The sequence below is a fragment of the Dietzia sp. UCD-THP genome (assembly GCF_000349585.1).
In the GTDB taxonomy this organism is placed as follows: Bacteria; Actinomycetota; Actinomycetes; order Mycobacteriales; family Mycobacteriaceae; genus Dietzia; species Dietzia natronolimnaea_A.
In genome coordinates this window covers 108,903-121,684 of the sequence record NZ_AOSR01000008.1, presented here as the reverse complement: position 1 = coordinate 121,684, position 12,782 = coordinate 108,903, and the positions used below count along the sequence as shown (strand labels likewise).

At 70.0% G+C, this 12,782-nt stretch carries 13 protein-coding genes; 4 read left to right on the top strand and 9 right to left on the bottom strand.

Annotated elements, in window-relative coordinates; genetic code table 11:
• Window positions 1-3 precede the first annotated feature (3 nt).
• The 3 genes from H483_RS21870 to H483_RS21860 all read right to left on the bottom strand — a co-directional run bounded on the left by H483_RS21870 (window position 4) and on the right by H483_RS21860 (window position 3,366).
• Window positions 4-819, bottom strand: coding sequence for an SDR family NAD(P)-dependent oxidoreductase (locus H483_RS21870; protein WP_017835375.1), 816 nt, complete (start codon window positions 817-819; stop codon window positions 4-6).
• A complete protein-coding gene (locus H483_RS21865) occupies window positions 816-2,438 on the bottom strand; it encodes a FadD3 family acyl-CoA ligase (protein WP_017835374.1) in 1,623 nt (540 codons plus the stop codon). The genes H483_RS21870 and H483_RS21865 overlap by 4 nt, the downstream gene beginning before the upstream one ends.
• A 73-nt stretch (window positions 2,439-2,511) precedes the next feature.
• Window positions 2,512-3,366 (bottom strand): mycofactocin-coupled SDR family oxidoreductase, encoded by an 855-nt coding sequence (locus tag H483_RS21860; protein WP_031264421.1) that lies wholly within the window; start codon window positions 3,364-3,366, stop codon window positions 2,512-2,514.
• 78 nt (window positions 3,367-3,444) lie between these two features.
• Here H483_RS21860 and H483_RS21855 point away from each other — a divergent pair, with 78 nt between their 5' ends.
• Window positions 3,445-4,692: an acyl-CoA dehydrogenase family protein gene (locus tag H483_RS21855; RefSeq protein ID WP_017835372.1), complete on the top strand. Its 1,248-nt coding sequence runs from the start codon at window positions 3,445-3,447 to the stop codon at window positions 4,690-4,692.
• Window positions 4,689-5,495, top strand: a complete 807-nt coding sequence (locus tag H483_RS21850; protein WP_017835371.1) for an SDR family oxidoreductase — start codon at window positions 4,689-4,691, stop codon at window positions 5,493-5,495. Before H483_RS21855 ends, H483_RS21850 begins: the two co-directional genes overlap by 4 nt.
• Before the next feature lie 37 nt (window positions 5,496-5,532).
• Here the strand turns inward: H483_RS21850 and H483_RS21845 are convergent, their stop codons facing one another.
• Window positions 5,533-6,336: a hypothetical protein gene (locus tag H483_RS21845; protein ID WP_017835370.1), complete on the bottom strand. Its 804-nt coding sequence runs from the start codon at window positions 6,334-6,336 to the stop codon at window positions 5,533-5,535.
• Between the two features lie 100 nt (window positions 6,337-6,436).
• On the opposite strand from H483_RS21845, the gene H483_RS21840 reads away from it, so the two are divergent.
• Both H483_RS21840 and H483_RS21835 read left to right on the top strand, forming a co-directional pair.
• Entirely contained in the window at window positions 6,437-7,018 is a 582-nt protein-coding gene (locus tag H483_RS21840) for a TetR/AcrR family transcriptional regulator (RefSeq protein WP_017835369.1), read from the top strand.
• A 39-nt stretch (window positions 7,019-7,057) separates the two neighbouring features.
• Entirely contained in the window at window positions 7,058-8,227 is a 1,170-nt protein-coding gene (locus H483_RS21835; RefSeq protein WP_017835368.1) for an acetyl-CoA C-acetyltransferase, read from the top strand.
• An 86-nt stretch (window positions 8,228-8,313) separates the two neighbouring features.
• Here H483_RS21835 and H483_RS21830 read toward each other — a convergent pair whose 3' ends face one another.
• From H483_RS21830 to H483_RS21810, 5 genes are all read right to left on the bottom strand, one after another.
• Complete coding sequence (locus H483_RS21830) at window positions 8,314-8,937, bottom strand: hypothetical protein (RefSeq protein ID WP_017835367.1); 624 nt, start codon at window positions 8,935-8,937, stop codon at window positions 8,314-8,316.
• A 173-nt stretch (window positions 8,938-9,110) separates the two neighbouring features.
• Entirely contained in the window at window positions 9,111-10,196 is a 1,086-nt protein-coding gene (locus H483_RS21825; protein WP_017835366.1) for a nitronate monooxygenase family protein, read from the bottom strand.
• The gene (locus H483_RS21820; RefSeq protein ID WP_017835365.1) at window positions 10,193-10,978 is read right to left on the bottom strand and encodes a CoA-transferase subunit beta; all 786 of its coding nucleotides are present in this window, start codon (window positions 10,976-10,978) and stop codon (window positions 10,193-10,195) included. Before H483_RS21820 ends, H483_RS21825 begins: the two co-directional genes overlap by 4 nt.
• Complete coding sequence (locus tag H483_RS21815) at window positions 10,978-11,916, bottom strand: CoA transferase subunit A (RefSeq protein WP_017835364.1); 939 nt, start codon at window positions 11,914-11,916, stop codon at window positions 10,978-10,980. Before H483_RS21815 ends, H483_RS21820 begins: the two co-directional genes overlap by 1 nt.
• Window positions 11,913-12,707, bottom strand: coding sequence for an enoyl-CoA hydratase family protein (locus H483_RS21810; RefSeq protein WP_017835363.1), 795 nt, complete (start codon window positions 12,705-12,707; stop codon window positions 11,913-11,915). The genes H483_RS21815 and H483_RS21810 overlap by 4 nt, the downstream gene beginning before the upstream one ends.
• Between the last annotated feature and the right edge of the window lie 75 nt (window positions 12,708-12,782).

The following is a 12,782-nucleotide window of genomic DNA, read 5'->3' as shown; positions in this document are numbered from 1 at the left end:
CGTTCAGACGCCGTAAGCACCATCGACGTCGAGCTTCTGGCCGGAGATGAAGCCCGCGCGGTCGGAGGCGAGGAACGCCACGGCCTCGGCGACGTCGTCCGCGGTGCCGAACCGGCGCAGGGGGATGTTCGCGCGGGTGACCTCGAGTGCGCGGTCGTCGAGGTCGCCGGAGGCGATGAGCCGCTCGGCCATCCCGTCGGTGAGCATCCCCGGGCCCACGCAGTTCACGCGCACGCCGTAGCGGCCCTCCTCCGCGGCCAGCCCCCGCGCGAGTTGCTCGACCGCCCCCTTGGGGGCCGCCGACAGGCCGTCCCGGACCGGGTAGCGCGTGGTGGCGGCGGTGGTGACGACGACGACGTTGCCACCCACCTCGCGCAGATGCGGGAGCGCCGGGTGCACGATCGCGAAGAACCCGGCGACGTCCGCACCCAGCTGTGTGCGAAGCTCCGCCGGGCTGGTCCGGGACAGGTGGACCATGGGTACATGGGGCCCGGCACAGTGGGCGAGGACTGCGATCCCGCCGTGCCGGGCGGCGATGCCGTCGATCGCGGCCGCCACGTCGTCGTCGTCGGACCCGTCGCGCCCCGGGGCCAGCCTCACGCACTCCACGCCTCGTCGGGCGGCGCCGGGGTGGTGTCCCGGATCGGCGGACGCGGGCCCGGACAGCTCCGCCGCCAGGTCCACCGGCTCGGTCGAACGGAACCCCAGCACCAGGGGGGACCGGGGGAACTCGACGGCCAGACGGCGCGCCACCGCGCCGCCGATGCCGCCGGACGCGCCGGTGACCAGGACGGCCCCCGGCAGCAGGCCCCCGCTCATCGGAGATCGGTCTTGAGGATCTTGCCCGAGGCGTTGCGCGGGAAGGAGTCCACGAACTCCACCGCCCGCGGGCGCTTGAAGTTGGCGAGGTGCTCGCGGCAGAACCCGAGGACGTCCTCCTCGGTGAGCGACGAGCCCTCGCGGCGCACCACGAAGGCCTTGCCGACCTCGCCCATCCGGTCGTTCGGGACGCCGATGACGGCGGTCTCGACCACCCCGTCCAGGCGTGCCAGAGTCTGCTCGATCTCCGCGGGGTACACGTTGAACCCGCCGGTGATGTACATGTCCTTGAGCCTGTCGGTGATGCGCAGGTTGCCGCGGGAGTCGATCTTGCCGACGTCGCCGGTGTGCAGCCACCCGTCGGCATCGATGGTCGCGTCGGTGTTGTCCGGATCGTCGAGGTAGCCCTGCATGACCATCTCGCCGCGGGTGAGGATCTCACCCTTATCACCGATCCTGATCTCCATGCCGGGGTAGGCCCGGCCGCAGGTGGTGGCCACGGTGACGTCGTCGTCGTCCGAGGTGGTGGTGGTGATGAAGCCCATCGTCTCGGTCTGCCCATAGGCGGTGAGCACCGTCTCCAACCCGAGGTCGGACTGCATCCTCTCGACCAGGACCACCGGGACGACCGAGGCGCCGGTCACCGCCAGCCGCAGTGAGGACAGGTCGAACTCCGCCCTGTCGGGGGCGTCGAGGATGGTCTGGAAGATCGTGGGGGCGCCCGGGAGGACCGTGGCGCCCTCGTCCTGCACGAGCCGCATGGTCTCGGTGGGGGAGTATACGGCGAGCGGGATGACCGCCGCGCCGAAGAGGGTGCAGACCAGGAAGCCGGCCTTGTAGCCGAAGCTGTGGAAGAACGGGTTGACGATGAGGTAGCGGTCGCGCTCGGTGAGTCCGCCGTTCGATCCCCACGCCCGCGCCCCGGCGACGGTCTGCCGGTGCAGCGCCACCACGCCTTTGCTCTTGCCGGTGGTGCCCGAGGTGAAGAGGATGTCGGCGACATCGTCGCCCGTCACCGCGTCCGCCCGGGTGTCCGCCTCCGCGAGCGAGGCGGCGGTGGCCTCCGACTGGAGGGCGGAGATGTCGACGACGGTGATGTCGGCGCCCGCCGTGTCACCGCCGTCGAGGGGGATCCGCACGATCGTCCGCAGTGCGGTGGCCGTGGCGAGCGACCCGCCCGCGGCCGTGGTCAGCTCGGCGATCCGCTCGGCGCCGAGGAAGGCGCCCGCGACGATCGCGGCGGTCGCGTGGGTCCGCTGCGCCAGGTCGAGCGTCTCGCTACCGGTGTAGCGGGTGTTGGCGGGGACCACCGTCCCGCCGGCGTACTGCACTCCGAGCGCGGCCACGATCCAGTGGCGGGTGTTGGGCGCCCAGATCACCACCCGGTCACCGGCCTGGACTCCGCGCGTGACGAGGCCCGCGGCGAACCGGCGGGTCTCGTCGAGCAACTGCGCCCACGTCCACCGGGTGTCCTGGCCGGGCTGGACGTCGGCCACCGCCTCGCGATCGGGCCAGAGGGCCGCCGCCCGGCGCAGGGCCGCGACCGTGGTCTCGACCTCGCTGCCGGTCTGGGCGCGGTCGGCGGAGGCGGGGCGGGTGGCGGCGGAGCGGTCGGTCATCGCGGACTCCTCGGGTGCTGCGGGGTGTGGCCTCCACCACGGTACCAAGCACCTGCTTGGTCGACCCGCGTGCTCAGTACCTGAGGGCGCCCCGGTCGAACGGGATCTGGACACCCGAGACGGACCGGGATCCGTCCCCGGCCAGGAACGACACCATGTCGGAGACCTCCTCCGGCGGCATGAAGTCGGCCAGGGTGCTGGCGCCGTCCGCGAGTACGTTCTTCAGGGGCATCGGCGAGAAGCTGTGCAGATATGAGGGGAACCGGCCGAAGATCTCCGCCATCCCGTCGGGGTCGATCATCGGCGTGTCCACGGAATAGGGATGGATCGAGTTGACGCGGATGCCGAATTCCCCCACCTCGAGGGCGAGCGAGTTGGTCAGCGCCACCAGACCTGCCTTGGAGGCCGAGTAGTGGCCGTTGCCCGGCGTCGCCTTGAGTCCCGCCGAGGAACTGACGATGATGATCGAACCGCCGTTGCCCGCTTCGATCATCGCCGGCACGGCAGCGCGGATCGTCCGCCATGTACCGCTCAGGTTGACGCCGATGACCATGTCCCAGTCGTCCTCCGGCAGCTCCCACAGGCGGCCCCAGTTCAGCACGCCGGCGTTGGCCACGACGATGTCCAGCCGGCCGAACTCGGCGATGGTGCGGGCGACCAACTCTTGGAGCGGTCCGAGCTCCCGGATGTCCAGTTCCGCCGAGAGGGCCCTGCCCCCGGCCTGCTCGACCAGGCGGACGGTCTCGGCGAGGTCGTCGGGGCCGGGCGCCGGATAGGAGACGGAGGCGGACACCGGGGCGCAGATGTCGGTCACCACGACGTCCGCCCCCTCCGAGGCGAGGCGGACGGCGTGGGCCCGGCCCTGTGCCCGGGCGGCGCCGGTGACCAGTGCGACCTTGCCCTTCAGGGGGGTGTCAGGGGTGTTCATGCCGACCATCACACCCGACGACGTCCGCAGGGGCGGGCGGTTCCGGCAAACCAAGCAAGTGCTTGGTAGTGTGGTGGAATGACGCAGAGCACGGCATCCGACCCGCGCAGGCCGGCGTCGGAGATGACCGACGACGAGTTCGCCGCGGAATTCCGCACGTGGTTGGACGCCAACCTCACCGGTGAGTTCGCCGAGATCAGGGGGACCGGCGGGCCGGGCAGCGAGCACCAGTTCTTCGCGCGGCGTCTGGCCTGGGAACGGCACATGGCCGAGGCCGGGTGGACCTGCGTGGGGTGGCCGGTCGAGTACGGCGGACGGGGGGCGTCGCTCAGCCAGCAGGTCCGCGTCCACGAGGAGTACGCGAAGGCCGACGCCCCGGCGAGGGTCTCGCATCTCGGTGAGACGCTGCTCGGCCCGACCCTCATCGCCCATGGCACGCCGGAGCAGAAGGACCGCTTCCTGCCCCGGATCCTCGACGTCACCGAACTGTGGGCCCAGGGCTACTCCGAACCGGGAGCGGGGTCCGATCTGGCGAACGTGTCCACCACCGCCCGTCTGGGTGAGGACGGCAGGTGGCATCTGCACGGCCAGAAGGTGTGGACCTCCCTGGCGCATCTGAGCCAGTGGGTCTTCGTCGTGGCCCGCACCGAGGAGGGGACCAGTCGGCACAAGGGACTGAGCTTCCTCCTGGTGCCCCTCGACCAACCGGGCGTCGAGATCAGGCCCATTCAGCAGCTCACCGGCACCTCCGAGTTCAACGAGGTCTTCTTCGACGACGCGGTGACCGAGGCCGGGATGATCGTGGGGGAGCGCGGCGAGGGCTGGAAGGTCGCCATGACCCTGCTGGAGTTCGAGCGCGGGGTGTCCACCCTCGGCCAGCAGGTCGGCTTCGCCCGCGAACTCGACCAGATCGTGGACATGGCCCGGTCCAACGGCAGCGCGCAGGTCCCCGCCGTGCGTGAACGGATCACGCGTGCCTGGGTCGGTCTCAGGGTGATCCGCGCCCACGCTCTGCGCACACTCGCCGAGCGTGACGCCTCCGGTGGCAACGCCTCGGCGGCCAAGCTCCTGTGGGCCACCTGGCACCGCGACCTCGGCGAACTGGCGATGATCGTGCAGGGGGCGGAGTCGCTCACCGGGCCCACCCACGACTCCGAGGGTGCGGCCACCGACCTCCACGACCCGGAGCACCTCGAGTTGGCGCGGTGGCAACGGCTCTTCCTGTTCACCCGCGCCGACACGATCTACGGCGGATCCAACGAGATCCAGCGCAACATCATCTCCGAGCGCGTGCTCGGACTACCCCGAGAGGCCAGGCCGTCATGACCCAGCACAAGTCCCCCCTCGCCACCGTGCCGCAGGAGACCCCTGGCCACGGTCTGCTGGCCGGCAAGAAGGTCGTGGTGACGGCCGCCGCGGGCACGGGCATCGGATTCTCGGCCGCCCGTCGCGCCGCGCTCGAGGGCGCCGACGTACTGGTGTCCGACTTCCACGAGCGCCGGATGAACGAGGCCCGCGACGCGCTCGCCGCCGAGTTCCCCGACCAGCGCTTCGAGGCCATCACGTGCAACGTGCAGTCGACCTCCGATGTCGACGGGCTGATCACCGGCGCCGCACGGACGCTCGGCCGGATCGACGTGCTGGTCAACAACGCCGGATTCGGCGGCGAGGGCGAACTGGTCGACATGGCCGACGAGGACTGGGACCGGGTCCTGGACATCACGCTCAACGGAACCTTTCGCGCGACCCGTGCGGCGTTGCGGTACTTCCGCGACGTGCCCCACAACGGGGTGATCGTCAACAACGCCTCCGTGCTCGGGTGGCGCGCCCAGCGTGCGCAGGCCCACTACGCGGCGGCGAAGGCCGGCGTGATGGCGCTGACCCGGTGCTCGGCGATCGAGGGGGCCGACTTCGGCGTCCGTATCAACGCGATCGCGCCCTCCATCGCCCGACACGCGTTCCTGGAGAAGTCGGCCTCCGCTGAACTCCTCGACGAACTCGCCGCCAAGGAGGCCTTCGGACGCGCCGCGGACGTCTGGGAGGTGGCCGCGACCATCGCCATGCTCGCCAGCGACTACACCACGTACCTCACCGGAGAGGTCGTCTCCATCTCGTCACAGCGGGCCTGACCCGCAGGCGGCACCCGGGGAGGGGGAGCGAAGGAGATCAGGCGTTCCGGATCTTCTCGACCTGCTTGGCAAAGGCGTCGACGGCCGTGTCCCGTTCGGCGTCCGACACCGGCCCCGCCGCGTTGGCGACCGTGACGGACACGCCGATTCCCCGCACGATCCCGGTGATCAGGACGTTGCCGGTGAGCAGCTCCTGGCCCATCATGTCCATCGCGTTGTTCTGCGTGATGGCCGCGAAGTGCTCCACGCCCTCCGGCGCCTCGAGGGGCAACAGCTGGTTCTCGGCGCGGGTCGTCACCTCGGTCCCTTCGAGCGGGATCGTGACGGTCATGGTGGGGCAGTCGACGATCAGCCGGTCACGATCGTTGAGGCCTGCCGTCACCGTCGTCACCGACACCGCGTACGCGGTGTTCTCGCTCTGGCCCGCCTGGATGGCGATCGCACCCGGCTCGGCCTGGGCGAGGAACGCGTCCTGGCTGAAGTCGGCGCAGCGCTCGGGGTCCACGCGGACGCCGGCGGCGATGTCCTCGAGGGCGCCGACCCCTCCGGCGATCTCCTCGGCCGAGACAGGGGCGAGACCGAGCTCGGGAGCGTCCTGGGCGTTGAGGACGAGTTGATCCACGCCGGCCTCGGGCGCACCCGGCGCGACGGTGGGTTGCTCCTGACGCATCTCGCTCGTCGCGGTCGCGGTCTCCGCGGGGGCCGCGTCGTCACCGCTCTCGCCGATCGTGCAGGAGGCCAGGCCCAGGGTGAGGCCCACGGCCGCCGACGCCGTGAGGACCCGGCGACCCGCTCGGCGCGGGCTGGACGAGCGAGGGGATGAGAAGACGGTGGAGCGCATGGGGGGAGTCTAGGCAGAACGCGTCGACGACGGGTGGACCGACGCGGCCACGCGGCCACCGGACCGTCTCTAGCAAGTGCTTGGTTGGTAGAGTCGCCGGATGACCAGCACGACCAGACGCGAGGAGCTCCTGGCGATCGCCGCCGGGCTCTTCGCCGAGCGCGGCCTGCGAGCCACCACCGTGCGGGACATCGCAGACGCCGCCGGCATCCTCTCCGGCAGTCTCTACCACCACTTCTCGTCCAAAGAGGCGATCGTAGACGAGATCCTCCGCGGGTTCCTCGACTCCCTCTTCGGGGACTATCACCGGATCGTCCAGGCGGGCTCGTCGCCCCGGGAGACCCTCGAAGGGCTGGTCCGCGTCTCGTTCGAGGCCATTCACCGTCACAGGGACGAGGTGGCCATCTACCAGGACGAACTCAAGCATCTCCGGGGCAATCCCAGGTTCGATTACCTCCGCGAGCGCAACACCGAGTTCCGCGAGATGTGGACCGACGTGCTCGGCCGGGGCATCGAGTCCGGCCAGTTCCGTCCCGACCTCGACATCAGGCTCACCTACCGGTTCCTCCGCGACACCGTGTGGGTGGCCGTGCGCTGGTACAGGCCGGAGGACGACGACGACCACGCCGCGATCGCGGACCAGTACCTGCACATCGTGCTCGACGGCCTGGCCGTCGACTGAACCCACCTGACCCGTCAGACCCCATCCACGAGGAGACACATGACCAGCGTGACCGGCCGCGAGGCCTACGTGATCGACGCCGTCCGGACGCCTGCGGGAAAGCGCGGCGGGAGCCTGTCCGGCCAGCACCCGGCGGACCTGGGCGCGCACGTCATCAGCGCGGTTGTCGAGCGCACGGGGATCGACCCCGAGGTGGTCGACGACGTGATCTTCGGCTGCGTGGACGCCATAGGCCCGCAGGCGGGCAACATCGCGCGCTCCGCGTGGCTCGCCGCCGGGATGCCCCTCGGTGTGCCCGGGACCACCGTCGACCGCCAGTGCGGCTCCAGTCAGCAGGCCATCCACTTCGGTGCCCAGGGGATCATGTCCGGCACCCAGGACGTGATCCTGTTCGGGGGCGTGCAGAACATGAGCGCGCTGCCGATCTCCTCCGCCATGCTCGCCGGCCGTGAGTACGGATTCGACGACCCGTTCACCGGCTCCACCGGATGGGTCTCCCGCTTCGGCTCCCAGGAGATCTCCCAGTTCAACGGTGCCCAGATGATGGCCGACAAGTGGGACATCTCGCGGGGGGAGATGGAGGAGTGGGCGCTGCAGTCCCACACCCGCGCCCGCGCCGCGATCGCCGAGGGCCGGTTCGCGAACGAATACGTCCCGCTCGCCGGTCTCGAGGCCGACGAGACCACGCGCGAGACCACCCTCGAGAAGATGGCCTCCCTACCCGTGCTGGCCGAGGGTGGGTCGCTGACCGCTGCCGTGGCGTCGCAGATCTCCGACGGTGCGTCCGCCGGGTTGCTCGCCTCCGCCGAGGCGGTGGAGAAGTACGGCCTCACGCCGCGTGCCCGGATCCACCATCTGACCGTGCGCGGTGACGATCCGGTGATGATGCTCTCCGCGCCGATCCCCGCCACCCGGTGGGCTCTGGAGAAGACCGGACTGACGATCGACGACATCGACGTGGTGGAGATCAACGAGGCGTTTGCCCCCGTCGTGTTGGCCTGGATCAAAGAGATCGGTGCCGACCCGGCCCGGGTGAACCCCAACGGCGGCGGCATCGCCCTCGGCCACCCGCTCGGCGCGACCGGTGCGAAGCTGTTCGCCACCCTGCTGAACGAACTCGAGCGCACCGGCGGCCGCTACGGCCTGCAGACGATGTGTGAGGGCGGCGGCACCGCCAACGTGACGATCATCGAGCGACTCGACTCCTGACGCGCCGCCCCCGAGGCCCCGCACCACGAGACAGGCCCCGCACCACCCGGTGCGGGGCCTGTGACGCGTGAGGCCTGCTCTCGTGGTCAGCCCTCGGCCGAGAGGGTGTCCAGGCCGAGGCCGCCGCCCTCGCCGCCGCCGAGCAGGCCGAGGAGGCTGCCGAGTCCGCTGGCGTCGCCCTCGCCGGTCGCCGAGGACAGGGTGCCGAGGGTGTCCTCGGTCGACAGCCCGCCGAGGCTGCCCTGGATCGCATCGAGCGGATCGCCGACGAGCACCGGCCCGCCGATGTCCGATCCGCCGATCGCGCAGTAACTGACCACCGCGTAGACGTTCGACGGCACGGTGGCCGACACCGTGACGTTTCCGGCCGTGACATTCGCGATCGGAGTGGAGAGGAGGCCGCCGGTCTCGAGGAACGTCACGTCGGACATGCTGTTGATCAGGCTGTTGATGGCGCCGAGGTCGAGGTTGTTGAGCGCCTCGAGCTGGGTGAGGAGGGCCGGGGCGCTCGACGTGGGGACCACCGCGGCGACGCAGGTGTCGACATCGATAAGAGTGTCCTTCTGGAAGGTGACGGACACTGTGTTGCCGTTGACCACGGGGTCATTGGCCGTGGCGGCGGACGCGGCGCCGGCGCCGGCGAGGGTCAGGGCGGCGGTGGCGCCGAGGGCGGCGGCGACGCGGACTGCGGTGCGGGGGGAGGTCATCATGTGCTCCTGTGGGTGCGGGGGTCGGGTCCCCATTGGGGGACAACGGCTCTCAGGGTAGGCCAAGAAAGTCCTGAGGAAGTGCTGATTCAGCCAACACGACCGCACCCACCGGCATTTCTGGCCGGCGGGTGCGTGAAAGAAGTTGCCCGTGGGTCAGGGGGATGTGAGTCGGACTACGAGCCCAGGCCCCGCAGCGCCTCCAGCCGCTCGTGCGCCTGCGTCATGATCCGTTGGATCAGCTCGTCGCAGCTCGGTAGGTCCTCGATCATTCCCACGACCTGACCGGAGGCCAGCACGCCGGCCTCGGTATTGCCCTCGACCAGCCCGGCCTTGAGCAGCATCGGGGTGTTGGCGGCCATGACGATCTGCTGCCACGTGCGGTCGGAGGCCTTCTTCATGTTGAGGCCGTCCCTGGCGAGGGTCTGCCACTTCATGCCGGTCATCGACTTGAATTTATTGGCGTTCTGCACGGCTGCGAGCATCCCCTTGACGGGGCTGCCCGACTCGAGGGCGTTGACCAGGCCGGTGCGCAGGACCCGGTGCGGCATCCCGTCGACGCGGGTGGACACGACGGTGTCCTGAAGTCCCTTACCCAGATACTGCTTCTTCACCGCGTCCGGAACGCGGGAGTCGCTGGTGAGCAGGAAGCGCGTGCCCATGGCCACGCCCGCGGCCCCGTAGGCGAGCGCGGCCACCAGGCCACGGCCGTCGAAGAAGCCGCCGCCGGCGATGACAGGGATGGAGGTGTTGCCGGCTCCACCGAGCGCGTCGATGACGCTGGGCAGCAACAGCGTCGTGGCGACCGGGCCGGTGTGCCCCCCGCCCTCGCCTCCCTGGACGATCACCGCGTCGGCACCCCAGGAGGCCACCTTGACAGCGTGCTTCGCCGCGCCGATGGAGGGGACGACGACGAGGCCGTTGTCTTTAAGGCGCGCGATCAACTCGGGCTTGGGTGCGAGGGCGAACGACGCCACCTTCACCCCGTGGCGGATCATCAGCTCGCACCGCTCGGCGGCATCCTCGGCATCGGCGCGCAGGTTGACCCCGAAGGGCCGGGTGGTCAGCTCCTTGGTGCGCACGATCGCGTTCTCGAGCTCCGGATACGTCATCGTGGCAGACGCGATGATCCCCAGACCGCCCGCGTTGGCTGTGGCCGCGGTCAGCTCGGGTCCGGAGACCCAGCCCATGCCCGTCTGGACGATCGGGTACTCGACGCCGACGAGTTCGGTGAAGGCTGTGGTGATGGTCGGCGCACTCATGCGGTCGGCACCTCACGGTCGCGGAACCCGCGGGGGTCCAGCTCTTCACGGATGAGGCGCAGCTCCTCCGCCGAGGGATCGCGGGTAACGCCGGCCTCGGACAGGCCCTCGATCTCGAAGCCAGTGTTCTCAGCGACCTCCTCGGCGGTGACGCCCGGGTGCAGGCTCAGCGCGCGCATCCCGTGGTCGGTCCCACCGAAGTCGAACACGCCGAGGTTGGACACCACGCGATGCAGGTGGTGGTACCGGAAGGCGGGGTCCCCCGGGGTGTACCGGTCGTAGCCAACCCCGCAAACGATGTCGACCTTCTCGGTGAAGACGCGGGGGGAGTGCTTGCCCACCCAGTAGCTGGTCGCGTGGTTGATCGAGTTGCCGGGCGCACCCCGCAGGCCGAACATCTGCCGCGAGGGCTTCTGGACGTCGTCGCCGAAGGCGGAGAGGTTCTGGTTGCCGAAGCGGTCGATCTGGTTGGCGCCCATCACCACGTGGCGGGTGCCGGCCTGTAAGACGTCGAACACCCGGGGGAAGGGGATGTACCCCTCGAAATCGATGACCTTGCCCAGCGGCGGGGTCTGGCCGAGGAAGCGGTACTCCCCGTCGGTGATGAGCAGATCCGGCTCGGAGGTCAGACGCGCGAGCCGCGCCCCGATGGTGGCCATCGGGGTCATGGGCGAGGCGAAGATCTCCCCGGCACCGGCGAAGATCTCGGCGCACGCGATGGCGCAGTACTCGGCCCTGCTGATGGACTGAGCGGTAGCGGGCTGTGTGGTGGGGTCGGTCATCACTTGGCTCCCTTGTCTGCGGCAGCGGCGGCCTTCTCGGCGGCGACCTTCTCCGCGAACGCGGCGACTGCCGTCTGGTAATCCTCCTCGGACCCGGACAGGAACTCGGAGACGAAGCTCGCCCACGACGCGTCGTCCTTGGCGGCGGTGGCGTAGTGGCGCTGGAACGCCTCATCGCGGCCGTATCCGCCGGCGAAGGTGAAGTGGGCGCCGTTCGGGGCCTCGGAGACGGTGTCCACGAACATGCGGCTGAGCAGCATGCGCTGCGGGCCGACCTCGTTCATCAGCGCGTCGGCGGAGTCCACGACCTCGTCGACCTCGAGCAGGACGGTGTCGGCGGCCATGGCGTAGAGGTCGTCGAAGTACCCGTCGACGCCGGTGAACGCGGCGTTGCCGTGCTTGTCGGCCTTGTCCAGGTGGATCAGGGCGGCGTCCATCCGCAGGGCCGGCATCGCCACGAGGGTCTCTGTCCGGCCGTCCACCGGATAGGGGGAGTCGACGGTCGTGAGCTCGTCCCCCCAGAACCGGAACACGTCCGAGCCGAGCCCGGCGCGGGTGGGCAGGAACGGCAGGCGGTGCGCGGCGGCGGTGAGGCCGGCCCGGACCATGCCCTCGTCCATCTCACGGGAGAGAATCGATCCCTCGGTGCGCCGACGCGCGAACCACGGGTCGTAGAACGGCGCGGAGTCCAGGGACACGAAACCGTAATAGGCCTTCGACACCTTCCCGGCCGAGCAGAGTAACCCCAGGTCGGGTCCACCGAAGGAGATCACCGTGAGGTCGGTGAGGTCCTCCCGGCGGAGGATCGCCCGGACGAGCGCCATGGGCTTGCGCCGTGAGCCCCATCCGCCGATGCCGATGGTCATGCCGCTCTCCAGGCGCGACACGGCCTCGTCGAGACTGGTGCGCTTGTCGCGCGGGGTGGGGGTCGTCGTCACTTGTTCTCGCCCGTCCTCTCGGCTCGATCGGCTCGTTTATCCAGGTTCGTCCCGCTCTTGACGAACTCGTCTCGGTGCTCGTCGGCCACGCCGGCGAGGTTGAGTTCGAAGGTGAAGCCCTGCTCCATCCGGTATGAGGACTTCACGTCGACGGGATCGATGTGGTTGATGGCTTCCTTGGCCGCGCGGATGACCCGGGTGTCCTTGGCGGCGATCGTCTCCGCGAGGTCCCGGGCGGCCGCGTCGAGCTGGTCGCGGGGGACCACCTCGTACACGGTGCCCCACTGGTGGAGCTGCTGCGCGGTGACGTTGCGGGAGGTGAAGTACAGGGTGCGCATCATGTGCGGGGGGACCATGCGGGCCAGGTGGGTGGCCGCTCCGAGCGCTCCCCGGTCCACCTCGGGGAGGCCGAACACCGCGTCATCGGAGGCGACGATGCAGTCCGCGTTCCCCACGAGCCCGATCCCGCCGCCGACACAGAAGCCGTTCACCGCGGCGATCACGGGGACCGCGCACTCGTACACGGCGTTGAAAGCCACGTAGCAGCCGCGGTTGGCGGCGAGCAGGTGGTCGAAACCCTCGAAGTTCTGCATCTCCTTGATGTCCACGCCGGCGTTGAACCCGCGGCCCTCGGCCCGCAGGATCACCACGTGAACCTCCGGGTCGCGCCCGGCGGCGAGGATCTGCTCGCCGAGCTCGAACCATCCCGCGGAGGGGATGGCGTTGACGGGGGGGAAGTCGACGGTGACGGTCGCGATGCCGTCCGATCCCTTGTCGAGGGTGATGCCCATGGTGCTCCCTTCGCACGCCGACGCTGTGTGGTTCAGCGGCCGGGTGACTAACCAAACGCTTGCTTGGTAGGCTAG

Bases quoted from the DNA above. Each gene is read 5' to 3' on its own strand.
- H483_RS21870 (WP_017835375.1), bottom strand. From the start codon at position 819: ATGAGCGGGGGCCTGCTGCCGGGGGCCGTCCTGGTCACCGGCGCGTCC.
- H483_RS21865 (WP_017835374.1), bottom strand. From the start codon at position 2,438: ATGACCGACCGCTCCGCCGCCACCCGCCCCGCCTCCGCCGACCGCGCC.
- H483_RS21860 (WP_031264421.1), bottom strand. From the start codon at position 3,366: ATGAACACCCCTGACACCCCCCTGAAGGGCAAGGTCGCACTGGTCACC.
- H483_RS21855 (WP_017835372.1), top strand. From the start codon at position 3,445: ATGACGCAGAGCACGGCATCCGACCCGCGCAGGCCGGCGTCGGAGATG.
- H483_RS21850 (WP_017835371.1), top strand. From the start codon at position 4,689: ATGACCCAGCACAAGTCCCCCCTCGCCACCGTGCCGCAGGAGACCCCT.
- H483_RS21845 (WP_017835370.1), bottom strand. From the start codon at position 6,336: ATGCGCTCCACCGTCTTCTCATCCCCTCGCTCGTCCAGCCCGCGCCGA.
- H483_RS21840 (WP_017835369.1), top strand. From the start codon at position 6,437: ATGACCAGCACGACCAGACGCGAGGAGCTCCTGGCGATCGCCGCCGGG.
- H483_RS21835 (WP_017835368.1), top strand. From the start codon at position 7,058: ATGACCAGCGTGACCGGCCGCGAGGCCTACGTGATCGACGCCGTCCGG.
- H483_RS21830 (WP_017835367.1), bottom strand. From the start codon at position 8,937: ATGATGACCTCCCCCCGCACCGCAGTCCGCGTCGCCGCCGCCCTCGGC.
- H483_RS21825 (WP_017835366.1), bottom strand. From the start codon at position 10,196: ATGAGTGCGCCGACCATCACCACAGCCTTCACCGAACTCGTCGGCGTC.
- H483_RS21820 (WP_017835365.1), bottom strand. From the start codon at position 10,978: ATGACCGACCCCACCACACAGCCCGCTACCGCTCAGTCCATCAGCAGG.
- H483_RS21810 (WP_017835363.1), bottom strand. From the start codon at position 12,707: ATGGGCATCACCCTCGACAAGGGATCGGACGGCATCGCGACCGTCACC.